Raw genomic sequence first — 23,226 nt, forward strand, 5'->3', positions numbered from 1 at the left:
GTATCGCCATAGCCCTATATTCCGGGGCCATGGCGATCCAGATCTACAATACCCTCAGCCGCCGCAAGGAGGCCTTCACCCCGCTCGATCCGAACCGGGTGACGATGTATGTCTGCGGCCCGACGGTCTACAACTTCGCCCATATCGGCAATGCCCGGCCGGCGGTGGCCTTCGACGTGCTCTACCGCCTGCTGCAGCGGCAGTATCCGTCTGTGGTCTATGCCCGCAACGTCACCGACGTGGACGACAAGATCAACAATGCCGCCAAGGCCGAAGGCGTGCCGATCGGCACCATCACCGAGCGCTACCTCGCCGCCTACCATGCCGATATGGGCGCGCTGGGGGTGCTGCCGCCGGTGATCGAGCCGAAGGTGACGCAGCATATCGCCGCTATCATCGCCATGATCGAACGACTGATCGGCAACGGCCATGCCTATGCGGCGGATGGCCATGTGCTGTTCAATGTGCCGAGCTTCAAGGAATATGGCGCCCTGTCGCGCCGTGATCGCGACGAGATGATCGCTGGTGCCCGCATTGATGTGGCACCCTACAAGCAGGACCCGGCCGATTTCGTGCTGTGGAAGCCGTCGCCCGATGACATGCCGGGCTGGGACAGCCCCTGGGGCCGCGGCCGCCCCGGCTGGCATATCGAATGCTCGGCGATGATCGACCGCAATCTCGGCTCCGGCCCGATCGACATCCATGGCGGCGGGCACGACCTGATCTTCCCGCATCATGAAAACGAGATCGCCCAGAGCACTTGCGCCAACAAGGGCACGCTGGGCGGCCAACCCTTCGCGCGCTACTGGCTGCATAACGGCTTCGTCAATGTTGATGCCGAGAAGATGTCGAAGTCGCTCGGCAACGTGCTGCTGGTGCGCGACCTGATCGGCATTGCGCCCGGCGAAGCGATCCGCCTCGCCCTGCTCTCGGCGCATTACCGCCAGCCGCTGGATTGGACCGAGGCCGGCATGCGCGAAGCCAAGGCGCAGCTCGATCGCCTCTACCGCACGCTGGATGGCCTGAAGGATGTGGCTGCCGCCGATGTGGCGGCACCGGCGGCCTTCGTCGAGGCGCTCTCCGACGATCTCAACACGCCCAAGGCGCTGGCCGAACTGCATGCCATCGCCAATGCCGCCAACAAGTCGGTGGAGCCGGCCGAACGGGCCCGCCTGAAGGGCGAGCTGGTTGCCGCCGGTTGGCTGCTCGGCCTGCTGCAGCAGGAGCCGGCGGCTTGGCTGCAAGGCGGCGATGCCGATGAGGCTGCCGCCATCGAGGCCGCGATTGCCGCCCGCAAGGCGGCGCGCGCCGCGAAGAACTGGGCCGAAAGCGACCGCATCCGCGACGAATGGGCGGCCCGCGGTATCCTGCTCGAGGACAAAGGCGGCGAAACCACCTGGCGGCGTGCCTGACGATGGCGGAGATGGCCGACATCAAGGCAGCGCAGGAAGAGATCGTCGACGACTTCTCGCTGTTCGACGACTGGATGGACCGCTACCGCTACCTGATTGATCTGGGCCGCGCCCTGCCGCCCTATCCGGACGAATTGCGCACCGATGAATGGCGCGTGAAGGGCTGCATCAACCGCGCCTGGCTGCATGGCGCGGCACGCGATGGCCGCGTCTATTATCAGGCCAGCAGCGAGAGCGAGATCGTCGCCGGCCTGATCGCCCTGCTGCTCAAGGTCTATTCCGGCCGCACGCCACGCGAAATCATCGACAACCCGCCGGATTTCCTGGAGCGCATTGGCGTGTGGGAGAATATCACGTCGAACCGCATCAACGGCCTCAAAGGCATGATCAATCTGATCCAGAGCGTCGCCAAGGCGGCGGCTTGAAGGCCAAGGCGTGAATTGAGAAGGGGCGCACCCCTTCCCTAGGCCGTCATCCTCGGGCTTGACCCGAGGATCTCAAGCAGAAATGGTCTCTTGCATCGATACTGCCGCCATCCCGGCATGAGACCCGCGGCTCAAGTCCGCGGGTGACGAACCCTGCGGTGTGTGGCCTCTCGCGTATCCAGCAAGCTCACCCCGCCTGGCGCTTGGCCTCGATCTGGTCGATGGCCTTCACCGTGGCTTCGAAAGGCAACAGCACGGCATTGTGACGGGCCTTGTGGTCGCGCACCGGGGTCAGCACTTCCAGATCGGTGAATTCGCCGCCAGCGAATTCGGCATCGGGGGCCGGGCCGCCTTCTTTCAGCATCGCCCGCATCCGCGCCAGCAATTGCCGCAGCGTGGCGGCATCCTGGCCCACCACATGCTGGCCGAAGATCGAGGCTGAAGCCTGGCCGAGCGCACAGGCCTTCACCAACTGGCCATAGCCGACCACCCGGTCGCCCTCCATCTTGAGGTCCACGGTGATGCGGCTGCCGCAGAGCGGGCTTTGCTGGGTGACCGTGGCATCGGGGTCGGCCAAGCGCTCGGTCTGGCCGATATGTGCCGCGAATCCAAGGATTTTCTCGTTATACAGGGCATTCAGCATGGGGCGGTCCGGAACCCTTCCTGGGGTGCGGGTTGAACACCGGGGGTCTGAACGATATATAACGGCCCAATTCCCCAGGACAACTGGTCCTGGACATCCGGTCAGGAGAGAAAGCCGTGTTCGCCAAGCGCATCAGCATCGAGCAGGTCGAAGAAGGCAACGAACTAGCGCCGAAATTCGACGCCGACGGGCTGCTGCCCTGCGTCACCACCGCCGCCGATACCGGCGAGGTGCTGATGCTCGGCTACATGAACGAGGAAGCCCTCAAGCGCACCATCGCCACCGGTGAGGCGCATTACTACAGCCGCAGCCGCAAGACCCTGTGGCACAAGGGCGCCACTTCCGGCCTGGTGCAGAAGGTGGTGGAACTGCGCATCGACGACGATCAGGATGCCGTGTGGCTGCGCGTGCGCATCCCGGGCGATGCGAGCTGCCATGTCGGCTACCGCTCCTGCTTCTACCGCTCGGTACCGACCGGCCCGGAACAGTCTGCGGGAGAGGCCCCGGTGGCCCTGACCTTCGAGGAGAAGGAAAAGACCTTCGACCCGAAGGCGGTGTATGGCGACGCGCCGAACCCGACCATCCTGTGATTTTCTGCTAATCGGGCGGATTTTCCCGGTTTCGTAGTGCTAAATTTCGTTAATACCGGTTTATCCGCACTGGCGGTTGCATAAACTGGGTATAGGCTGACGTTGATCTATAGGTCACGGTCAGCGAGATGAGCCACTCAGACCAGAAATCCCTGCTAGATCGCCTGGGCGATCTACTGTTCGGCGAGGATGAGCCGCCGGCCCAGAAGCCGCTGGCTGTGCCGCCGCGCCCGCGCCAGGCGGCACAGCCAGAGCCGGCGGTGGAGGTGCAGCCCGCTCATCCGGCCAGCGTCAAGGTGCCGGCCGGCACCATGCAATTGATCGGCCTCGATGGCCTGAGGCAACGGCTGGGCGAGAAATGGCAGCAGAGTGCCGAACGCATCGCATCAGTTGTGGAGAATGTGCTGCGCCGACGCCTTGATGTCACCGATGCGCATTACCGTGTCGGGGCGGATACCTATCTCATATTGTTTACGCGGCTGGACCGCCGTGCAGCCGGTTTCAAGGCCAAGGTGATCGCCGACGAGATCGAAAAGCTGGTGCTTGGCGATATACCCGAAGGCAGCGGCGTGACGGTGCTGTCAGCTGTGGCGGAAGTGGATCGCGGCATCATCCTGGAGAAGATCCACAGCCTGCCGGACCTCGTGCAATATGTGCGCTCGGCAGCGGAAGCCGAGGCACTGCACCCGGCGCTGCCGAGCCCGCCGCCAGGCGATGTGCTGCTGTTCGAGGATGAACCACCGCTAGCGCCAGGCAGCCTGCCGCAGGAAGCGCGGCGCGGCCCGGTGGCGACCGGCGCCGGCCCGGACCTCGCCGACCTGGACCAGCCGCTCGGTGGCCTGTTCCAGCACAAGACGCTGGCCGCTTTCCTCAAGGAATGCCGTGCCGGCTTCTATCCCGCCTACAGCATCAAGCGCCATTCCTTCTCGCCCTATTTCGCCATTGCCATCCATGATCCCAGCAGCCGGCCAGCGCATCTGGTGCAGGATCCGCTGGTCGAGGATGCCGAGGATCTGCTCTTCCAGATCGACCGCTACGTGCTCACTTCCGCCCTGCTCGGTCTGCACCGCATGCTCAGCAGCGGCGGCCGCGGCATAGTGGTGGCCAATGTCAGTTATGGCACCCTGTCGGTACCGCGCCACCGCGAAGCCTATTTCACCCGCCTGCGCGAAATCCCGAGTGCCGTGGCCAAATATATCGGCTTCGCATTGCATGACATTCCCACCGGCACACCGGGCAGCCGCATCGCCGAGATCATGGCCTATCTGCAACCTTTCGGCGGCACCCGCATCCTGCAATTGCCGCCGGATTCCCGCCTCGTGGACCTGTTCGCCGATACCGGCTGCCATGCCTTCTCCACCAGCCTGCTGCTCTGCGACAGCGACCCGGCACGGCGCCAGCAGGCCCTGGCCAATTTCGCCAAGCGGGTGCATCTGCATCACCTGGAAAGTGTGCTGTCCGATGTCGAGCGGCCGGAAGACATTACGGCGGGCAGCAGCGCTGGCTTCACCTACCTTGTCGGCAAGGCGGTGGCCGACCTGATCGACACCCCGGGACAGACGGATAGCCGGCTATTGGCCCAGCTCGCCATTGCCACGGGCCATCTGCACAGCGTCAACCAGCATGGCGCCGGCCCAATACAACTAGCGCAGAAGTGACGCGGTTTTATGGCAATTTTACCTGCCTTTTGCACTGCACAATATTAGGCTCCGGCTGCATGTCATGGCGTGGATCCGGTCGGGAACACGCCCCACGGGACAACGATCTTGCGCCGCTTGAACCGCCTGTTTCTGCTGCTGCTCGCGCCGCTGGCCTCGGCCTGCGCGATGGATGATGCCGTGCCCCAGTTCGCTAGCGGCGCAACCACGGCAACGACGGTGCGCGCGGTGGCAAATAACAACAGCGAGCCGCCGCTGCCACTCAATCCCGATGCCTCGGCGGAAGCGAAACTGACGCAGCAATACGCCAATGCCCTGGTGAACCAGCTCAATGTCGAGCGCGAACAGCGCCGCCGCGAACTGGCCGAGATGAAGCGCCGCGCCCAGATGGAGCGGCGCCTTGCCGATCTTGCCCGCCGCAAGCCGCAGCAGGCCAAGCAGGAGCGGCAGCCGATACCGGCCAAGCCGGCAATCGTGGCACCGACAGCCCTGGCCAGTGCGCCCGCTGGCGCCTTGCCGCCAAACCCGCAGGCACAGCCCCCCGCCCAGACCTTGGCGGCCGAGGCGCCGGAATTCGAATCGACCGCCAGCATTCCGCTGCCGAAGCCGCTGCGGCCAGAACGGGCCGAGGGCACACGGCGCCAGCCCGAACCGGTGCTGTTCGATCCGGAAAGCCGCAAGGGGGGCTGATGCCCTCCCCCGCCCGAGCGTCGCAAGCGAAGAACCAAGGCGGTCGGCTCGCGATCTTCCGCCAGCCGATCCTGTGGCTCACCCTGCTCTATCTCGCCTTCGAACTCGGCTTTTCGGCGCGACTGCTTGATGTGTCGAGCGGCACCGTGTCGCCCGAGATGCTCAAGGATGTCGAGCGCATTGGCCGCAGCCTGTCCGGCCTGGCGCTGGCGCTGGCGCTGCTGCCCCTGCTGCTCAACCGCGCCGACCTGTCCTGGCGGGCCAAGCTCGGCGGCGCGCTGCTGCTCACCGCGCTTTGCATCGGCGGCATGTTCTGGTTCCAGAGCTGGCTGGTGCGCGAACTCACCGAGGAACTCGATGCCCGCGACCGCCGCAACGCGGTTTTCCTCTCGCTCGCCGCCGTGGCCTTGAGCAATGGCGAAATGCGCGTGGCACGACTCGATCTTGGGCCGGAAGGCAGCGGCTCGCCCTCGGCCAAGGCTTTCGTCGCCGCCTTCCCGGCCCTGGCGCTGACCAAGCCCGACCTGGAGCAGGACGCGCTGAGCGTGATGCGGCAATTGCTGCGCCGGCGCATCACGGAAGCCTGCGAACCAGGGACGCCGGGCTGCTTCGGCACGGCGGCGGATTTTCACGATATGGTATGGCTGCCGCTTTATCTGCGCGTGGTCGAGAGCTATGCCCGCTACAGCGATGGCGCCCAGGCCTATCACGCCGCGCGGCGTTTGATCCCGGAGCGCCAGGAAGCCGCCTGGCGCGAATACCTCGCCAGCCGCAAGATCCGCCAGGGCAGCGCCGCCGAGCGCGCCGCCATCGACCTGGCGGTGCGCAACCGTGTGGAGCAGGAAGCCGACCATGCGGCACAGAGCATCATGCGCGACAGTTTCGGCGCTGACCTGCCGCTGAACCTGGTGCGGTTTGAGGATTTCTTCCGCCATCCGACGATCCAGGCACGCATGCATACGCTGCTGCCGCAGCCCTTTCAGGCGCTGGCGGCGTCGCTCCCCATGCTGCCGGCGGTGGCTGATGAAAACGAGGTGCAAAGCCGCGTGTTCGAACCGCTGCTGCAGCCGCTGATCGAGGCACAGATGGAGCCGTTGCTGGCACCGCTGGCCGATTACGAGGACGAAGGCCGGCTCGGCGAACGCGGCCGCGAAGCCGCTGAACGCGTTATCGTGCCACCGGTTGCACTCGGCTTCTCGCTGGCCGGCGGCCTCGGGCACCTGTTCAAGCTCGGCTTCCTGCTGCTGCTGATCATCTTCCCGCGCCGGCAGGGCAAACCGGCCTGGCATTCAGGCCTGCCACGCGCGGCGCTGATGGGTTCAGGCGTTGCACTGCTGGTGATCGTGACCCTGGCGCAGCCCAACAGCGTGGTGGAAAGCCCGGCCTATCCAGTGCTGCACCGCTATGCCACGGAACGCTTCACGGCGGCCGGCGCCACCACGATTGAATGGATCATCCGCATGCAGGCCTATGCCTATCCCTGCAACGAGGCGATCCGTCGCCACCTGCTGTTCGATCTCAGCTATGGCTACCAGGCCGCCTAGAGCAGGCTATTGCGACTAAGTGCCTTGCTTCAGCTTGCGCCAGGGCTGCGCAGCGCCGGCCGCCGCTGAACGGCACCAGGCGACGATGAAATCGGCAATGCCGGCTGTATCGTCGATATCCAGGCGCGGCGCGGTGAGATGCGGCGGCTCGGCATCGCAGGCAACGGCGATGATCGCCGGGTCATCAGGCTGCAACAGCGGCTTGCCGGTACCCTGGCGCCAGATCTCGATCTTGGCATGGGTATCGCGCTTGAAGCCTTCCACCAGCACAAGGTCCACCGGACTCAGATGCTGCAGCAGCTCCGCCAGGCCGGGCTCGGCATCGCCGCGATGCTCATGCATCAGCGCAAAGCGCTGCGCGGAAGCAATCAGCACTTCGCTGGCGCCGGCCTCGCGGTGGCGGTAGCTGTCCTTGCCCGGCACGTCAACATCGAAAGCATGATGCGCATGCTTGATGGTGGAAACCTTGAGGCCGCGCTGGATCAGCAACGGGATCAGCTTCTCCAGCAGGGTGGTCTTGCCCGCCCCGCTCCAGCCGGCGATGCCCAGCACATTCATGCCACTGCCCGTACTTTCATGGACACCGCCCACTCACCGAGGATCCGGTTTCATAGCAACGAAACATAGGACTTTCGCGGCATCAGAACCAGCCATGAGGGTGCAAAGCGCCGGACCTCGCCTGCTCCGTGCCGAGGCATCGTATTTCAAGGCCAGGAACCGGCAATTTTTCACCCCTGGAACAGTTTCATCCCACAGCCAGCGCGCTATCTTCCCCCTCGCCGCCAGACCTTCCCTCTGGACCAGACGACTGGCAAAAAATAAAGGACGGAACCTATGACTGCCCCCTTCTCGATGAAGCCCCTCCCCTATGCCGATGACGCGCTGAGCCCGGTGGTGAATGCCGGCACGATCGGCTTTCACTATGGCAAGCACCACACCACCTACCTCAACAACCTGAACAAGTTCGCCGCCGACGACGCCTCGCTGCAGGGCAAGAGCCTGGAGCAGATCATCAAGGAGAGCGCCGGCAAGGCCGACAAGGTGGCGGTGTTCAACAACGCCGCCCAGGTCTGGAACCATGACTTCTACTGGGATTCGCTGGCGCCGAAGGCCGGCGGCAAGCCGACCGGCCGCATCGCCGACCTGATCAAGGACAGCTTCGGCGGCTATGACAAGTTCAAGGCTGATTTCGCCGCCGCCGCCGTTGGCCAGTTCGGCTCCGGCTGGGCCTGGCTGTGCCTCGAGAATGGCAAGCTGACCATCCGCAAGACCCCGAATGCCGAAACCCCGCTGACCGTCACCGGCGTGAAGCCGCTGCTCACCATCGACGTGTGGGAGCATGCCTATTACCTCGACTGGCAGAACCGCCGCCCGGATTATGCCAACGCAGTGATCGACCAGTTGCTGAACTGGAGCTTCGCCGAAAAGAACCTCGGCTGATCCGGAACCATCGCTAAAACAAAAGCGGCGGCCTCACGGCCGCCGCTTCTTTTTTTGCCTGCTTCAGGCCGGATCAATACATATGCTGGCCGCCGTTGATGCTGAGTGTCGAGCCGGTGATGAACCCCCCCTCATCAGCGACCAGGAACAGCACGCCGCGGGCGATTTCCTCGGCGCGGCCAAGGCGGCCGACCGGGATCTTGGCGACGATCTTCTCCAGCACGTTGGCCGGCACGGCGGCAACCATGTCGGTGTCGATATAGCCCGGCGCGATGGCGTTCACGGTGATGCCGCGGGCCGCACCTTCCTGCGCCAGCGCCTTGGTGAAGCCATGGATGCCGGACTTGGCGGCGGCATAGTTCACCTGGCCATACTGGCCGGCCTGGCCGTTGATCGAGCCGATATTGACGATGCGGCCAAAGCCGCGCTCGCGCATGCCGTCGATGGTGGCGCGGCACATGTTGAAGCAGCCGCCAAGGTTGGTGTCGATCACTTCCTGCCATTGCGGCTCGCTCATGCGGTGCATGGTGCCGTCCCGCGTGATGCCGGCATTGTTGACCACGATGTCGACCGGGCCGAGTTCGCGCTCCACCTTCTTCACGCCCTCGGCGCAGGCGGTGAAATCAGCCACACTCCACTTGTAGGCCTTGATCCCGGTCTCGGCTTCGAAGGCGCGCGCCTTCTCCTCGTTGCCGGCATAATTGGCGGCAACCTTGTACCCCGACTGGTGCAGCAGTTTGGAAATCGCAGCCCCGATGCCTCGGGTACCACCGGTAACGATTGCTACGCGCGACATGATGAGCCTCCTCGGTTTTTTTATGTGCCGCCTGAACTGAAACAAAAAGCAGATACTAAAACGGCGCGGGCTTTGTGACCCGCGCCGCTTGGAACAATCAGTCGCGCTCGACGCACATGGCGATGCCCATGCCGCCGCCGATACACAGGGTGGCGAGACCCTTCTTGGCATCGCGGCGCTGCATTTCATACAGCAGCGTCACCAGCACGCGGGCACCGGAGGCACCGATCGGATGGCCGATGGCGATGGCGCCGCCATTGACGTTGACCTTGTCGGTATCCCAGCCGAGTTCCTTGTTCACGGCGCAGGCCTGGGCGGCGAAAGCCTCGTTGGCTTCCACCAGGTCGAGATCCTTGTGGCTCCAGCCAGCCTTCTTCAACGCCGCACGGCTGGCCGGGATCGGGCCGGTGCCCATGATCTTCGGATCAACGCCGGACTGCGCCCAGCTCACGATGCGGGCCAGCGGCTTGATGCCGCGCTTCTTGGCTTCCTCGGCGCTCATCAGCACCACAGCGGCAGCGCCGTCGTTGATACCTGAAGCATTGGCAGCCGTGACCGAACCATCCTTGGCGAAAGCCGGGCGCAGGCCCTTCATCGCCTCGATGGTGGCGCCATGACGAATGTATTCATCCTGATCGACGATGGTATCGCCCTTGCGGCCCTTGATCGTCACCGGCACGATCTCGTCCTTGAACTTGCCGGCCTTCTGCGCCGCTTCGGCCTTGTTCTGGCTCTTCACCGCGAATTCATCCTGCTGCTCGCGAGTGATCTGGAACTGCATCGCCACATTCTCGGCGGTCTGGCCCATATGGTAGCCATTGAAGGCATCCCACAGGCCGTCCTTGATCATGGTGTCGATAAAGCCGAGATCGCCCATCTTGTGGCCGGCGCGGAGATAGGCGGCATGCGGTGCCTGGCTCATGCTTTCCTGGCCGCCGGCAACCACCACCGAGCTGTCGCCGTTCTTGATCGCCTGGAAGCCAAGCGCCACGGCGCGCAGGCCGGAGCCGCACAGCATGTTGACGTTCCAGGCCGGCACTTCATTCGGCAGGCCGGCATTGATCGAGGCCTGACGGGCCGGGTTCTGGCCCTGCGCGGCGGTGAGGATCTGGCCCATGATGACTTCGGAGACATCAGCCGGCGCCACGCCGGCGCGCTTTAGCGCGCCATCGATTGCCACCTGGCCGAGATAATGGGCCGGCACGCCGCTCAAGCTGCCGTTGAAAGAGCCTACCGGGGTGCGCGCTGCGGCGGCGATGACGATATCGGTCATGGGACTTCCTCCTGATCCGTCGAAAAAGTTGTGTTGCTTGTGCGAACGATACCGGGGGAGAGCGCTGTGCGGCAAGAGCCGGGCGGGAACAGGATCGTTTGCACACCTTAGACTTAGGGCGAGCGGGCCATTCCGGAAAGCATCTGGCCGGAAAGCATCTGGCCGGGAAGCCTCAGGCCCAGTCGCGCAGCCACTCGGCCAGTGGCTGCCACAGGCCGGTTTCGGCGCGTGGCCCCACTACCATGCCGATATGGCCACTCGGCGCATCATGGCGCCAGGCGCCCGGCAGGGCCTGGAACAGCGCCTCGGCCGAGGGTTTTGGCACCAGCTTGTCGCGCTCGGGCAGTACCACCAGGGCCGGTTTGCGCCAGCGCGCCGGCTGCATTACCTCGCCGCCGACCCGCCATTCACCGCGCGCCGGGGTATTGCCGCCATACCAGCCTTCCAGGCATTCCCGCGCCACCGCATTGGCCAGCGGGATGCCGTCATTCAGCCAGTCCTCCATGGCGACAAAGCGCTGCGCCGCCTCGCTTTCCGGGTCGGTGCGGGTGAAGCCGGTGAACTTGCGCAGCACGGTGAGCGGATCGAGCGCCCAGAAGAAGGCCTGCAGCATATCCACCGCCATCGGCTGCGGCTCGGCGCCAGGATCCGGCTGTGGCGGCGCAAGCTGCGGCGCCAGTTGCTGCACCAGGGCGGCCTGATGCGCGCCGCCGGCATGGAAATCCCATGGCGTCGCCAGCAGCGCCAGGCCGGAAACGTCATCGGGATGGCGAAGCGCCGCGGCCAGCGCCAGATTGCCGCCCATGCAATAGCCGAGCAGGGCCGCCGGGCTGCCGCCCTGTGCTGCACGGGCGGCGGCCAGCGCCCGGCCGAGCCGGGCGATATAGGCGGTGAGATCAAAACGCAATTCCTCAGGCCCCGGCGCCGCCCAGTCGAGCAGCAGCGGCCTGAGCCCCTGGCTGGCGAGATAGCGCACCAGGCTTTGGCCGGGCGCCAGGTCGAGCACGTAATGGCGGTTTACCAGGGAGGGCGCCAGCAGCACCGCCTTGCCGCCCGCATTCGTGCCGTAATCCAGCAGCCGCGTGGTGCCTTCCTGCCAGATCACCGGCGGATCGGGCAGGTCGCGGTGATAGGCATGGTCGCGATAGGCGCCGATACCCAGCGCCATGCGGCCGAGCCTACTCGTCGCCTCCTGCAGCAGGGCGTCCAGGAACAGCTCCGGCGGCACTTGTTTTAGGCTTTCGCGGAGCGCGGCGTGGAGCGGGTTTTGCTCTGGATTCCAGGGCGCCGAGCCGTTTTTCGCACTCGGCCAGGCGGCGAGTGAGCTCAGCAAGATCAGGTTGGCCGTGGCCAGGTGCAGCGGCAGCGGGCGCGGCCCCGGGCGCACTGCCGGGCTTTGGCCCGGCTGCGGGGCCGGTTGCGGCTGGATTGGGGGATGGGACCGGGCCGCCGCCATGCAGGCCTACCTGGCCCATCTTGTGCCACATCGCCATCCACATGCCGGAGAGTTCCGCCAGTTTCGGGTCGGTAGCGATGAGGCTGGCCTGCTCCTGCCACAGGTCGAGGAAGCGCTTGGCAAGCGCGCCCGCGTCGGGTTTGGCATCGGAAGGGCCATCGGCTTTGTCATCCATGGTCAGAGTATAGCCGAGCATGCCCGTGCCGCCAGCTTTTCCGCACCGCACCTCAGGGACGTTCCCTGGCTCTTGCGCTGCAACGTAAATACGAGTGATATATGTGATGTCAGGGTGGATAATCAGCGGAGCAACGCAAACGTGGCGACCAGCGATAACCAGAATGCGACCGGCGCGGCCCCTGCAATCAAGATCAAGAAATACGCCAACCGCCGCCTCTACAACACCGCCACCTCCTCGTATGTGACGCTGGAGAACCTGTGCCAGATGGTGAAGGACGGCCAGGATTTCGTCGTTGAGGATGCCAAGACCGGCGAGGACATCACCCGTTCCGTCCTTACCCAGATCATCTTCGAGGAAGAAGGCAAGACCGGGCAGAACCTGCTGCCCATCGGTTTCCTGCGCCGCCTGATCTCGTTCTACGGCGACAGCCTGCAGAGCCTGGTGCCGAGCTATCTCGATGTCTCGATGGCCTCGTTCCAGCGCAACCAGGAACACATGCGGCAATACATGGCCGAAGCCTTCGGCGAGATGTTCCCGTTCCGCAGCCTGGAAGAAATGGGTCGCCAGAACATCGCCATGTTCCAGCGCGCCATGACCATGTTCAATCCCTTTGGCATGCCCGATGGCAGCAGCGCCGAGGGCAAGCCGATGCAACCGCCGGCAAGCGCCGGCAATGCCACGCCCACCGATGCCGAGATGCTGCAGCGCCAGCTCGAGGAACTGCGCAAGCAGGTGGAAGCGCTGGCGCGCAACAAGACGTAAAAGCCCTGGTTTAATGGCCGCTCTTCGGTTCGTCCGTGTGCGCCCGAGCATCGCTCAGGCGCTGGTGCTGGGTATCGGCCTGTTGGTGACCCTGGCCGGCATTGCCTATGGCATCGCCATGCTGTCTGGTCGCGCCAATACCGTGGAGCTGCTGCGCGACCGCAACCAGCGCATCATCGAGCGCTCGATGGAGCGCATCCGCGGCAAGCTGGAGCCGGTGCGCCAGCATCTCGAGGGCCTGCGCGACCGCATAGAGCATGGCGGCCTCTCGATCGATGATCCGAAACGTGTCGGCGATTATCTGACCGCCATGCTCGATGGCGTGCCGCAGCTCGATGCTGTCGGCGTGGTGAAGAAGGACCTCAGCGCCACGCGGGCTGCCCGCATCAAGGGTCGTGTGTATGTGCTGCAGGATAGCCTTCTTGGCGTGCCCGGCACGGCGGAGCGGATGCGCAGCGGCGAGCAGATCGTGGACGCACTCCGGGCCAAAGGCGAGACCACCAAGCTGCTGCTTTGGGGCGACTTGATCTGGGAACAGGAATTACGCCAGGCATTGGTGAACCTGCGCGCGCCGTTGCTGGTGAATAATGAATTCGTCGGCGGCATGGCGGCGCTGGTCTCGCTCGGCTCACTATCGAAGGCGCTCAAAGACGATGCCGAAGGGCATAACTGGCTCGATGGCGAGGGCCAAAGCTTCATCCTCTACGACGACAATTACGTACTGGCCCATGCCAGCCTGGTGACCGACGAATACTATCTCTCCTATGAGAAGCCGCTGCCCTTCCTGGAGGAAGTTCATGATCCGGTACTGCACCGCATCTGGAGCGGGCGCAAGGACAGCCTGCTGGCGCGCTCGATGATGCGCGACCAGGATGCGCATCTGGTGGAGGCCGAGGGCCGCACCTGGATTTTCCTCTATCAGAAACTGGAAGGCTATGGTGAACGGCCCTGGCTGGTCGGGCGCTATTTCCCATTCGACGAGATCGAGAATGAAGTGAAGCGCCTGCAATTCGCAGGCGCTATCGGCGGTGTCACACTGATCCTGTCGCTGCTGATCGCCTGGCGCTTGGGCCGCATCATTGGCCAGCCGGTGCGCGAACTGGCTGCCGCGGCGCATCGCCTGCAGGCGCTGGATTTCGATGGGCCGCTGCTGCAGCGCCAGCGCCTGCGCGAACTGGATGAAGCGGCGCAGGCGGTGAATGCCGCTACGTCAGCGCTGAACTGGTTCGGCCATTACGTGCCGCGCCGCCTGGTCAGCCGCCTGATGCGCGAGGGCGAGGATGCGGTGAATCTGTCAAAGCAGCGCGAGGTGACGGTGATGTTCACCGACATCGTCGGCTTCACCTCGCTGGCCGAACACCTCACCGCGCCGGAAGTGGCCGAATTGCTGAACCACCATTTCGCCCTGCTGGCCGGCCATATCGAGGCCGATGGCGGCGTAATCGACAAGTTCATCGGCGATTCCGTGATGGCGGTGTGGGGCGCGATCAAGCGCGACGAGAACCATGCCAAGAATGCCTGCCGCGCCGTGCTGAACGCCGCCGCCGCCCTGGCCGAGGATAACCGGCTGCGCCGTGCCGCCGGGCTGCCGGCCCTGCGCATCCGCGTCGGCCTGCATTCCGGCCCCGTGGTGGTGGGCAATATCGGCGCCCCTGGTCGGATCAACTACACCGTGGTGGGCGACACGGTGAATATCGCCCAGCGCCTGGAACAATTGGGCCGCGAGCATATGGCGGCAACCGACGATGTGGTGGTGCTGGCCAGCCATGCCACCGTGGAACTGGCCGAACTGGACAGCCTGCCGCCGGAAATCGGCAGCATCGCTGTGAAGGGCCGCGCCGCCGAGGTCGAGATCTACCGCCTGGCGTCGATTCCGGCCTTGCCGCCCGAGGATGGCGCCTCTTAACCGGCTTTTAAGCTTTGGGCGTCATGAGTCAGGCTGTGAGCAGCAGCGTGATCATCACCCCTTCGCCCGGGTCCAGACCCGATGCCGTTGACCCCCGCAACCGCCGGACCAGCGATGCGGCGGACCGCGCTGCCGAACGCAACAATACCGCTCCCCGTACCGATTTCGCCGCCGCCGCCAGCGAGGCCAGTGCCGGCCAGCAGGCCGACCGCAAGGCCGCCGAGGCGGTGGTGGAGCGCCGCGCCGAGGCGGCAGAGGCCGGCATCCCGAAGCTGCGCCGCCGCACCGACGCTGGCGGCCCGCCGGCGCCGGGTATCGAATTGCCGGCTCATATGGAGCGCCGTCGCGCCTGGCGCGAGGCCAAGGGCCTGAACACCTTCCATACCCAAAGCCTGGCCCAGACCGAGGAAACCACCCCCGACAGCGAGACGCGCAAGGCCGCCACGCTCGCCTACCGGGAGAATGGCGGGCGCGGCAAGCTGGACATCGACCTTGCGCAGAAGTTCAGCCTAACCGTATAAAACACGGTCGATTTCACAGCACCTGAGTGGTTGTTTTCCCCCATGCAGCAGCCCCCTGCTGACCTTCTGGTCATTGGCGGCGGCGTCAACGGCACCGGCATCGCCCGGGATGCCGCCGGCCGCGGCCTCAGCGTCATCCTGGCCGAACGCGGCGACCTTGCCGGCGCCACCTCCTCGGCAGCCACCAAACTGATCCATGGTGGCCTGCGCTACCTGGAGCAATACGAGTTCCGCCTGGTGCGCGAGGCCCTGGCCGAGCGCGAGGTGCTGCTGCGCCTGGCGCCGCATATCATCTGGCCGCTGCGTTTCGTGCTGCCGCATCATCCCGGCCTGCGCCCAGCCTGGATGATCCGCATTGGCCTGTTCCTCTACGATCATCTCGCCAGCCGGGTCAGTCTTCCGGGTTCGGTTGGTATCTCGCTCAGAAATGATCCGCGCGGCGCACCGCTGAAACCCAGCTTCACGCGCGGCTTTGAATACAGCGACGGCTGGGTCGATGATTCCCGCCTGGTGGTGCTGAACGCCATGAGCGCGCGCGAGCTTGGCGCCGAGGTGCATACCCGCACCGCCGTTACCGCCGCGCGGCGCGAGAACAGCCTGTGGCACGCCACTCTGGTGGACCAGGATAGCGGCCAGAGCCGCGAGGTGACGGCGCGCGGCATCGTCAATGCCGCCGGCCCCTGGGTGCGCGACCTGCTGGTGGGCGGCTTTGGCCGCAACCCGAAGAATGCCGTGCGCCTGATCAAGGGCAGCCATATCGTGACACGCAGGCTGTTCGAGGGCGAGCATTGCTACATCTTCCAGAATGCCGATGGCCGCGTGCTGTTCGCTGTTCCCTACGAACAGGATTACACGCTGATCGGCACCACCGATGTGGCGCTGCAAAGCCTGGATGGCCCGCCGCGCATCAGCGAGGAAGAAATCGACTACCTGCTGGCTTCGGCTTCTGAGTATTTCGCCAAGCCGGTGCAGCGCGACGACATCGTGTGGTCCTATGCCGGCGTGCGCCCGCTCTATGACGATGGCGAGAACGATCCTTCCGCCATCACCCGCGATTACGTGCTGGATCTTGAAGCCGATGCGGCACCTTTGCTCTCGGTCTATGGCGGCAAGCTGACCACCTACCGGCGCCTGGCCGAACACGCCATGGACAAGCTCAAACCCTTCTACCCCGCCATGCGCAGCGGCTGGACCGCCACCGGCATCCTGCCCGGCGGCAATGTAGGCGAATTCAGCGGTTTCGCCGCCGAACTGGCACGGCGCCATGCCGGCCTCGACCAGCCCTGGCTGCACAGCCTGGCCCGGCGCCATGGCAGCCATTGCGATGCCATCCTCGGCGATGCCAAAGCGATGAGCGATCTGGGTGAGCATTTCGGCGGCGGGCTCTATGCGGCGGAAGTCTCCTGGCTGATGCGCCAGGAATGGGCACGCGAAGCCGATGACGTGATCTGGCGCCGCACCAAATGCGGCCTGCGCATGAGCGCGGTGCAACGCGAGCGGCTGCAAACCTGGATGGCCGCCAACCGGCCGAACCTGACGGAGACACCTTCGGCATGAGGATTGCCATTATCGGTGCCGGCGCCATCGGCGGCTATATCGGCGGCATGCTGGCGCGCTCGGCACAGCAGGGCGCCGATCTGGAAGTAAGCCTGCTGGCGCGCGGTGCGCATCTGGCGGCGATCCAGGCCAAGGGCCTGACCGTGGAGCTTCCGACCGAGGATGGCGGCATCGACCGCTTCACCGTGCAGCCTAAAGCCAGCGACGATCCGGCCGCGCTGGGGCCGCAGGATGCGCTGCTGATCACCGTGAAGGCCCCCGCCCTGCCCGCACTGGCGCCGCGCCTGAAACCGATGATCGGCCCCGATACCGCCTGGGTGACGGCGATGAACGGTATTCCGTATTGGTATTTCTACGGCCAGGGCGGCCAGCATGACGGCAAGACGTTGCTGAGCTGCGACCCCACCGGCACCCTGTGGCGCGACCTGCCGCCGGCGCAAGCCATCGGCGGCGTGCTGTGGCTGCCATCCAGCGTGCCCGAGCCGGGACTGGTGCGGCGCGAACACGGCAACCGCGTCTCGCTCGGCGAACCGGATGGCAGCATATCGGCGCGCGTGCAGGCGATTGCCGCTGCGCTGATCAAGGCCGGCATCGAAGCGCCGTTGCGAGCCGATATCCGCCAGGAGATCTGGCACAAGCTGTGGGGCAACCTGAGTTTCAGCCCGCTGGCGGTGCTGACGCTGTCGACCTTGGGCCAGCTTGCCGGCGATCCGGCCACCCGCGCCGTGGCGCGCGCCATGATGGTGGAGGCGCAAGCCGTGGCCGAAGCGCTCGGCGTCCGGCTTCCTGGCACGGTGGACGAACGCATCGCCCATTCCGCCGCCATCGGCGCGCATAAGCCGAGCATGCTGCAGGACCTGGAAGCGCACCGGCCGATGGAAATTGAGTCGATCACCGGCGTGATCAGCGAACTCGGCCGCATGGTGGGCCTTGAGACACCGACCATCGACCTGGTGCTGGCGCTGGCGCGGCGCCGTGCGGCGGTGAACTGAAACAGCGACGAGCAACGGAGCGAACGGCATGGAATGGCGTGGCCTGACAGCGGATGAGCTTGAAGCGCAATACAATCCGCGCCGCGCGGTGCCGGATTTCGAGATCCATTTCAAGGCCTACAAGGAGCGTTCGGAGCAGACCCGCGCCAAGCATCTCGGGCGCTACGACATCCGCTATGGCACAGGGCCGCTGCAGACCTACGATCTCTATCCGGGGGCGAAGCCCGGTGCGCCGCTCTTCGTGATCGTGCATGGCGGCTACTGGCGCGGGCTGGACAAGAACCTGCACAGCTTCATGATCGAGCCTTATCTCGCCGCCGGCTGCGCGGTGGCGAATATCAATTACGATCTCTGCCCGGCGGTGACGGTGGACCAGATCGTGCGCCAGACCCAGGAGGCCGTGGCGCATCTGGCGAAACATGCCGGCGAATACAATGCCGATGCCGGGAAGCTGGTGCTGTTTGGCCATTCCGCCGGCGCGCATCTCGCCGCTGCCGCCTATGCCCTGCCCTGGCCCGCGGATCTTGGCACCCGCCCTGATCCCGCCGGCCTGGCGCTGGTTTCCGGCGTCTATGACCTGGAGCCGGTGCTGCATATCAGCGTGAACCAGGAAGTGCGGCTGGATGGCGCCATGGCGGCGCGCAATTCGTTGCTGCGCCAGCCGCTGAAGCTGAAGGCCAGGACCCTGGTGGCGGTCGGCGGCCTGGAGCCGCAGGCCTGGCTGGACCAGAGCCTTGCCTTTCATGCCGCCTGCCGCGATGCCGGCACCCCGGCCCATGCCATGACCATTGCCGGCACCAACCATTTCTCGGTGCTGTATGCCGCGAGCGACGCGCGCCAGCCGCTTACAGGCGCCATCCTGGAGATGCTGCGAGGCTAAAGACTGGCAGCCTAAAGATTGGCACCAAAGCGCTGCCAGAGCGCTTCGGCTTCCGCCAGTTCCTCGGGCGTATTGGCATTGAAGAAGGGATCGACCGGGTCGGTGACGAAATCGGTGACGCCCAGGCGGTGCCGTGCGGTCCAGATATCCACCTTGCGGATGCCGTCACGCGTTACTGCCGCGTGCAGATCGCCATAGAGCGCCAGCGGCCACAGCCCGACCACCGGATTGGGCTGGCCGCCAGAAGCGACGCAGGCCAGTTCGGCCCCCATCGCTTCGCAAACCTGCTCCAGCCGCGCCACCAGGTCGCGCGGCAGGAACGGGCCATCGCCCGGCACCGTGACAATATGCGTGATTTCCGGCTGGTTCTCTCGCGCCCAGTGCATGCCGGCCAGCACACCAGCCAATGGTCCGGAGTAATCCGGCGCCAGGTCGGGGGCCACGGGCAAGTCATAGGCCGCGAAACGCGCCGGATCGCCATTGGCATTGAGGATGGTATCCTGCACCTGCGGCCGCAGGCGTTCGATGATGATCTCAAGCAAGGGCCGGCCGCCAAGCAGCTTCAGCCCCTTGTCGCCGCCGCCCATGCGCCGCGCCATGCCACCGGCCAGGATCACCCCCAGGATGCGGCGCATCACGGCCCTCCCACGCCCAGGCGATCAACACCTGGCGGGTCGCGGCGCGCAACAATCGCGGATACACCCTGTTTCATCGGCATCTTATAGCGTAAGCCCGCCTGCGCAGCCATCCCGACCTTCGGCGAAGCGCCCAGTAAAGCTATCAGCCAGACAACCTATCAGCCGGTGGCAATATACTGGCGCAACGCTTCGGCTTCCAATTCGGTATCGGCAATGCGGCGCTTCACCACGTCGCCGATCGAGATCATGCCGACCAGCCGATTTTCCTCCACCACCGGCAGATGGCGGATGCGCCGCTTGGTCATCACATGCATCACATCTTCAATCGTATCGCCGGGCGAGCAGACCATGACATTGCGTGTCATCAAGACATCGACATCGCGCTCGAGCAGGCTGGCACCATACTGCGCCAGGCCGCGCACCACATCACGCTCCGACAGGATGCCGGCGATGGCACCATCGGGATTGAGGATCAGCACTGCACCGATGCCATGCCCGGCAAGCAGCCGGCAGGCAGCGGCAACGGTATCTCCTGGACGGGCCGAGATCATGGCCCCACCCTTGTCCTTCAGGATCATCGCGACATTCATGACGCTTCCTCCTCGCTCTCTATGGTTTCCCGGCTAAACGTGATGGACGGCTACAAATCCTCCCGCAAACTGGTAACGATCTCGCGCAGCACGCGGTCGGCTTCCGCATTCTCGACCTGGCAGGTGCCGGCCCCGGCATGGCCGCCGCCGCCGTAATGCAGCAGCAGCGGACCGATCTCGAGGCCCGGCGCACGGCCGAAAATGGTCTTGCCCACGGCAAGCACGGTGTTCTGGCGGTTCACCCCCCACAGCACATGTACCGAAACGGAACAGCGCAGGTATAACGCATAGACCATGAAACGGTTCCCCGCCCAGATGGTCTCCTCGTTGCGCAGATCCAGCACCACCACATTGCCCTGCACCTGGCCGCAGCGCAGCAATTGCTCGCGGAACGGCGCTTCATGCTCGAAAAACAGCGTGGCGCGCTCGGCCACATCGGGCTGCGCCAGGATTTCATCGATACCGGTGCTGGAGCGGCAAAGCTCGATCAGGTCCAGCATCAACTGGTAGTTGGAGATGCGGAACTGCTTGAAGCGGCCAAGCCCGGTACGCGCATCCATCAGGAAGGAAAGCAGCGCCCAGCCCTTCGGCTCGAGCACATCTTCCACCGTGAAAGCGGCGGAATCGGCTTTGTCCACCGCCGCCATCATGGCATCGAATTTCACTGGAAAGCGCTGGTGACCGCCGAAATGCTCCCACACCACGCGGGCGGCAGAGGCCGCCGCCGGGTGAATGATATGGTTGGCCGGCGCCTTGCCAACGCGGAAGGCTTCGCTCAGGTGATGGTCGAAGCAAAGGTGGCAATCGGGCTGATAGGGCAGATTGGTGATGATATCGCGCGGCCCGATGGCGATCAGGCCATCCTGCATATCCTTCGGATGCACGAACTTGATCTCATCGACCAGCCCAAGCTCCTTGAGCAGCACGGCGCTGGCCAGGCCATCGAAGTCGCTGCGCGTCACCAGCCGGTATGTTCCGCCACCCATGGCTTTCCCTCCCGGAAATGCGCCGTTAAGTCTCGGTCAAGCCGCGCCGGCTGGCAAGAGGATCATTTCGCCAGCATCTTGCGGGCGCCGTAATCCAGTTCCGCGAGCACCTTGGCACTGACCGCATCGGCCTGCAGGGCCGCCCAGTAGGCCGCCAGCCGAGGCGTGGCGAAGCAGCTTTCGAGGCCAATATGTTCGGCCATCAGCGCGGCAAAGAACAGCACCGGCAGCAGCGAACAATCGGCCAGCGTGTAGCCATCACCCACCGCAAACGGTCCCGGCCCAAGCCAGTTTTCCACCAGCCCGAGGGCGCGGCGCATTTCAGCATCGGCCTTGGCGACGGCCTCCGCATCGCGCTTGGCCGGATTGGCCTGGCGGAACAGCTTGCCGATTGCCGCGAACAGGTAGAGGTCGCCGACCTGCATCAAGAGCCGCATGCGGGCGCGTGCCTCCGCCGCCTCGGGCCGCAGGGATGGCTCGGGAAATTTGTCCTCCAGGTATTCCAGGATGGCATGGGATTCCGGCAGCGGCGTGCCATCATCGAGCAACAGCAGCGGAATCTTGCCGATCGGATTGAGATTGAGGAATTCCGCCGACTTCAGGCCGCTCTGGGGCGGGAAGATGACCTCGACCGGCAGATTCTTGCGATAGATCTGCAGCCGCACGCGGGCGGCATAGGGCGAACCCTTCACCGACATCAATTGCATGGTTTCCTCCCCTTCCCGATGGTCTTTTTTATATCACGCCACGCTCGCGCAGACTTTTCAGCTTGCCGGCATCGAAACCAAGCTGTTCGGCCAGCACCTCGTCGGTATGCTCGCCCAGCAGCGGTGGGCCGCGGTCATAGGCCACCGGCGAATCCGACAGCCGCAGCGGGCTCGCCACGCTCGGCACGTGGCCCAAGCGGCTATGCGGCACATCGCGGCGCAATTGCCGCGCCTGCACATGCGGATCGGCAAACACCTTATCCACGGTGTTGATCGGGCCGCAGGGCACGCCGCGCTTTTCCATCGCCAGGATCAGGTCGTCCATGCTGCGCTTGGCGGTCTCGGCGGCAATCAGCGGAATGAGTGCATCGCGGTTCACCACCCGCGCCCCGGGCGACTTGAAGCGCTCATCCGTGGCCCATTCCGGGTGCCCAAGCTCGGCGGCAAGCTTGGCGAACTGGCCATCATTGCCCACCGCGATGATCACGAAGCCATCGCTGGTCGGGAAGCTCTGATATGGCACCACGGTGGGATGGCCGTTGCCGAACCGCACCGGCGGCTTGCCACCGACGAGATAGAACAAAGCCTGGTTGGCGAGCGTGCCGACCTGCACATCCAGCAAAGCCATGTCGAGATACTGCCCCCGGCCCGAGCGCGCCCGCTGGTGCAGCGCGCCGAGGATGGCGATGGTGGAGTAAAGCCCGGTCATCACATCGGCCAAGGCCACGCCGGCCTTCTGTGGCCCGCCACCCGGCAGGTCGTCGCGCTCGCCGGTGATGCTCATCAGGCCGCCCATGCCCTGGATCAGGAAATCGTAGCCGGCACGCGGCGCATAGGGGCCGGTCTGGCCGAAGCCAGTGATGGAGCAATAGACCAGGCGCGGGTTCAGTGTGCTGAGGCTCTCGTAATCGAGGCCGTATTTCTTCAGGCCGCCGAACTTGTAGTTCTCCACCAGCACATCGGCCTTGGCGGCCAGCGCGCGGATGATCTCCTGGCCCTCGGGCGTCGCCATGTCCACCGTCACCGAGCGCTTGCCGCGGTTGGCCGAGAGATAATAGGCGGCATCGCCCGGCTCGCCGGTTTCCGGGTCGGTGAGGAAGGGCGGGCCCCAGCGGCGGGTGTCGTCGCCCTCGCCGGGCTTTTCCACCTTGATCACCGTGGCGCCCAGATCGGCCAGATTCTGCGTCGCCCAGGGGCCGGCCAGCACCCGGCTCAGGTCCAGCACCACGATATCGTCCAGCGCCTGCATTTACCCCGTCTCTCCCTGTCCCTAGCGGCCTGCCAAGGCCTTGATTCCAGGGGCCGATCCTAGCCGGAAACGGGGTGCAGCTTAACCCCCGGACAAGCCTTGCGGGGGCGGGTGGCTTACGTTAAGGTCCGCGCCGCTTTCGACCCCGTCCGGCCACCCAGCCGGACCCAGTAGGTCCCCCTTGCGGAGAGGTGCCAGAGTGGTCGATCGGGGCGGTCTCGAAAACCGTTGAGCGTGCAAGCGTTCCGTGGGTTCGAATCCCACCCTCTCCGCCATACATTCCCACAGCCTATTGAATTATTTGGATTTTCGACAATCCATCGGCGCAAGCAG

Annotated in this window: 24 protein-coding genes and 1 tRNA gene; 14 read left to right on the forward strand and 11 right to left on the reverse strand. The window is 65.0% G+C overall.

All coding sequences use genetic code 11. The features are described 5' to 3' along the window. Nucleotides 1–29: 29 nt before the first annotated feature. Complete coding sequence (gene cysS, locus V6B08_RS14065; RefSeq protein WP_341981932.1) at nucleotides 30–1,412, forward strand: cysteine--tRNA ligase; 1,383 nt, start codon at nucleotides 30–32, stop codon at nucleotides 1,410–1,412. Between the two features lie 11 nt (nucleotides 1,413–1,423). Next, nucleotides 1,424–1,837: a SufE family protein gene (locus V6B08_RS14070; RefSeq protein WP_341981934.1), complete on the forward strand. Its 414-nt coding sequence runs from the start codon at nucleotides 1,424–1,426 to the stop codon at nucleotides 1,835–1,837. A 187-nt stretch (nucleotides 1,838–2,024) separates the two neighbouring features. Here the strand turns inward: V6B08_RS14070 and V6B08_RS14075 are convergent, their stop codons facing one another. Then, nucleotides 2,025–2,480 (reverse strand): iron-sulfur cluster assembly scaffold protein, encoded by a 456-nt coding sequence (locus V6B08_RS14075; protein ID WP_341981936.1) that lies wholly within the window; start codon nucleotides 2,478–2,480, stop codon nucleotides 2,025–2,027. Between the two features lie 116 nt (nucleotides 2,481–2,596). Between V6B08_RS14075 and hisI the strand changes: the two genes are divergently transcribed. From hisI to V6B08_RS14095, 4 genes are all read left to right on the forward strand, one after another. Beyond that, nucleotides 2,597–3,070 (forward strand): phosphoribosyl-AMP cyclohydrolase, encoded by a 474-nt coding sequence (gene hisI, locus V6B08_RS14080; protein WP_341981938.1) that lies wholly within the window; start codon nucleotides 2,597–2,599, stop codon nucleotides 3,068–3,070. Nucleotides 3,071–3,198: 128 nt separating this feature from the next. Continuing rightward, the gene (locus V6B08_RS14085) at nucleotides 3,199–4,728 is read left to right on the forward strand and encodes a hypothetical protein (protein ID WP_341981940.1); all 1,530 of its coding nucleotides are present in this window, start codon (nucleotides 3,199–3,201) and stop codon (nucleotides 4,726–4,728) included. A gap of 108 nt (nucleotides 4,729–4,836) precedes the next feature. Continuing rightward, nucleotides 4,837–5,418, forward strand: coding sequence for a hypothetical protein (locus tag V6B08_RS14090; RefSeq protein WP_341981942.1), 582 nt, complete (start codon nucleotides 4,837–4,839; stop codon nucleotides 5,416–5,418). Then, on the forward strand, nucleotides 5,418–6,962 hold the full coding sequence (locus tag V6B08_RS14095) for a hypothetical protein (protein ID WP_341981944.1): 1,545 nt from the start codon (nucleotides 5,418–5,420) through the stop codon (nucleotides 6,960–6,962). The genes V6B08_RS14090 and V6B08_RS14095 overlap by 1 nt, the downstream gene beginning before the upstream one ends. A 15-nt stretch (nucleotides 6,963–6,977) precedes the next feature. On the opposite strand, the gene mobB is transcribed toward V6B08_RS14095, so the two are convergent. Continuing rightward, entirely contained in the window at nucleotides 6,978–7,520 is a 543-nt protein-coding gene (gene mobB / locus V6B08_RS14100; RefSeq protein WP_341981946.1) for a molybdopterin-guanine dinucleotide biosynthesis protein B, read from the reverse strand. A 276-nt stretch (nucleotides 7,521–7,796) separates the two neighbouring features. Between mobB and V6B08_RS14105 the strand changes: the two genes are divergently transcribed. Then, a complete protein-coding gene (locus V6B08_RS14105; RefSeq protein ID WP_341981948.1) occupies nucleotides 7,797–8,402 on the forward strand; it encodes a superoxide dismutase in 606 nt (201 codons plus the stop codon). Nucleotides 8,403–8,475: 73 nt separating this feature from the next. Here V6B08_RS14105 and phbB read toward each other — a convergent pair whose 3' ends face one another. From phbB to V6B08_RS14125, 4 genes are all read right to left on the reverse strand, one after another. Then, entirely contained in the window at nucleotides 8,476–9,198 is a 723-nt protein-coding gene (gene phbB / locus V6B08_RS14110) for an acetoacetyl-CoA reductase (protein WP_341981950.1), read from the reverse strand. 97 nt (nucleotides 9,199–9,295) lie between these two features. Next, nucleotides 9,296–10,471 carry an acetyl-CoA C-acetyltransferase gene (locus tag V6B08_RS14115; RefSeq protein WP_341981952.1) on the reverse strand — a complete coding sequence of 392 codons (1,176 nt, stop codon included), beginning with the start codon at nucleotides 10,469–10,471 and terminating at the stop codon, nucleotides 9,296–9,298. A 172-nt stretch (nucleotides 10,472–10,643) separates the two neighbouring features. Beyond that, nucleotides 10,644–11,699 carry an alpha/beta fold hydrolase gene (locus V6B08_RS14120; RefSeq protein WP_341981954.1) on the reverse strand — a complete coding sequence of 352 codons (1,056 nt, stop codon included), beginning with the start codon at nucleotides 11,697–11,699 and terminating at the stop codon, nucleotides 10,644–10,646. Continuing rightward, nucleotides 11,650–12,123 carry a hypothetical protein gene (locus V6B08_RS14125; RefSeq protein ID WP_341981956.1) on the reverse strand — a complete coding sequence of 158 codons (474 nt, stop codon included), beginning with the start codon at nucleotides 12,121–12,123 and terminating at the stop codon, nucleotides 11,650–11,652. The genes V6B08_RS14120 and V6B08_RS14125 overlap by 50 nt, the downstream gene beginning before the upstream one ends. 120 nt (nucleotides 12,124–12,243) lie before the next feature. On the opposite strand from V6B08_RS14125, the gene phaR reads away from it, so the two are divergent. Genes phaR through V6B08_RS14155 form a run of 6 tightly spaced genes read left to right on the forward strand, consistent with a single transcriptional unit; the run spans nucleotide 12,244 to nucleotide 18,723 of the window. Next, entirely contained in the window at nucleotides 12,244–12,867 is a 624-nt protein-coding gene (gene phaR, locus V6B08_RS14130; RefSeq protein ID WP_341981958.1) for a polyhydroxyalkanoate synthesis repressor PhaR, read from the forward strand. Nucleotides 12,868–12,880: 13 nt separating this feature from the next. Next, nucleotides 12,881–14,773 carry an adenylate/guanylate cyclase domain-containing protein gene (locus V6B08_RS14135; protein ID WP_341981960.1) on the forward strand — a complete coding sequence of 631 codons (1,893 nt, stop codon included), beginning with the start codon at nucleotides 12,881–12,883 and terminating at the stop codon, nucleotides 14,771–14,773. 23 nt (nucleotides 14,774–14,796) lie between these two features. Further along, on the forward strand, nucleotides 14,797–15,294 hold the full coding sequence (locus tag V6B08_RS14140; protein WP_341981962.1) for a hypothetical protein: 498 nt from the start codon (nucleotides 14,797–14,799) through the stop codon (nucleotides 15,292–15,294). A 42-nt stretch (nucleotides 15,295–15,336) separates the two neighbouring features. Beyond that, nucleotides 15,337–16,851: a glycerol-3-phosphate dehydrogenase gene (gene glpD / locus V6B08_RS14145; protein WP_341981964.1), complete on the forward strand. Its 1,515-nt coding sequence runs from the start codon at nucleotides 15,337–15,339 to the stop codon at nucleotides 16,849–16,851. After that, on the forward strand, nucleotides 16,848–17,843 hold the full coding sequence (locus V6B08_RS14150; protein WP_341981966.1) for a ketopantoate reductase family protein: 996 nt from the start codon (nucleotides 16,848–16,850) through the stop codon (nucleotides 17,841–17,843). The genes glpD and V6B08_RS14150 overlap by 4 nt, the downstream gene beginning before the upstream one ends. 28 nt (nucleotides 17,844–17,871) lie before the next feature. Continuing rightward, the gene (locus tag V6B08_RS14155; protein WP_341981968.1) at nucleotides 17,872–18,723 is read left to right on the forward strand and encodes an alpha/beta hydrolase; all 852 of its coding nucleotides are present in this window, start codon (nucleotides 17,872–17,874) and stop codon (nucleotides 18,721–18,723) included. Between the two features lie 11 nt (nucleotides 18,724–18,734). On the opposite strand, the gene mobA is transcribed toward V6B08_RS14155, so the two are convergent. The 5 genes from mobA to V6B08_RS14180 form a co-directional block, all read right to left on the reverse strand. Then, nucleotides 18,735–19,358 (reverse strand): molybdenum cofactor guanylyltransferase MobA, encoded by a 624-nt coding sequence (gene mobA / locus V6B08_RS14160; protein ID WP_341981970.1) that lies wholly within the window; start codon nucleotides 19,356–19,358, stop codon nucleotides 18,735–18,737. A gap of 161 nt (nucleotides 19,359–19,519) precedes the next feature. Then, nucleotides 19,520–19,951, reverse strand: coding sequence for a CBS domain-containing protein (locus tag V6B08_RS14165; RefSeq protein ID WP_341981972.1), 432 nt, complete (start codon nucleotides 19,949–19,951; stop codon nucleotides 19,520–19,522). 50 nt (nucleotides 19,952–20,001) lie between these two features. Beyond that, a complete protein-coding gene (locus V6B08_RS14170) occupies nucleotides 20,002–20,937 on the reverse strand; it encodes an exopolyphosphatase (protein ID WP_341981974.1) in 936 nt (311 codons plus the stop codon). Between the two features lie 62 nt (nucleotides 20,938–20,999). Further along, nucleotides 21,000–21,644: a glutathione S-transferase family protein gene (locus tag V6B08_RS14175; protein ID WP_341981976.1), complete on the reverse strand. Its 645-nt coding sequence runs from the start codon at nucleotides 21,642–21,644 to the stop codon at nucleotides 21,000–21,002. 28 nt (nucleotides 21,645–21,672) lie between these two features. After that, a complete protein-coding gene (locus V6B08_RS14180) occupies nucleotides 21,673–22,893 on the reverse strand; it encodes a CaiB/BaiF CoA transferase family protein (protein WP_341981978.1) in 1,221 nt (406 codons plus the stop codon). A 185-nt stretch (nucleotides 22,894–23,078) separates the two neighbouring features. Here V6B08_RS14180 and V6B08_RS14185 point away from each other — a divergent pair. Continuing rightward, nucleotides 23,079–23,168, forward strand: a tRNA-Ser gene (locus V6B08_RS14185). Nucleotides 23,169–23,226: the final 58 nt, after the last annotated feature.

This window comes from Ferrovibrio sp. MS7 (assembly GCF_038404985.1).
Lineage (GTDB): Bacteria > Pseudomonadota > Alphaproteobacteria > Ferrovibrionales > Ferrovibrionaceae > Ferrovibrio > Ferrovibrio plantarum.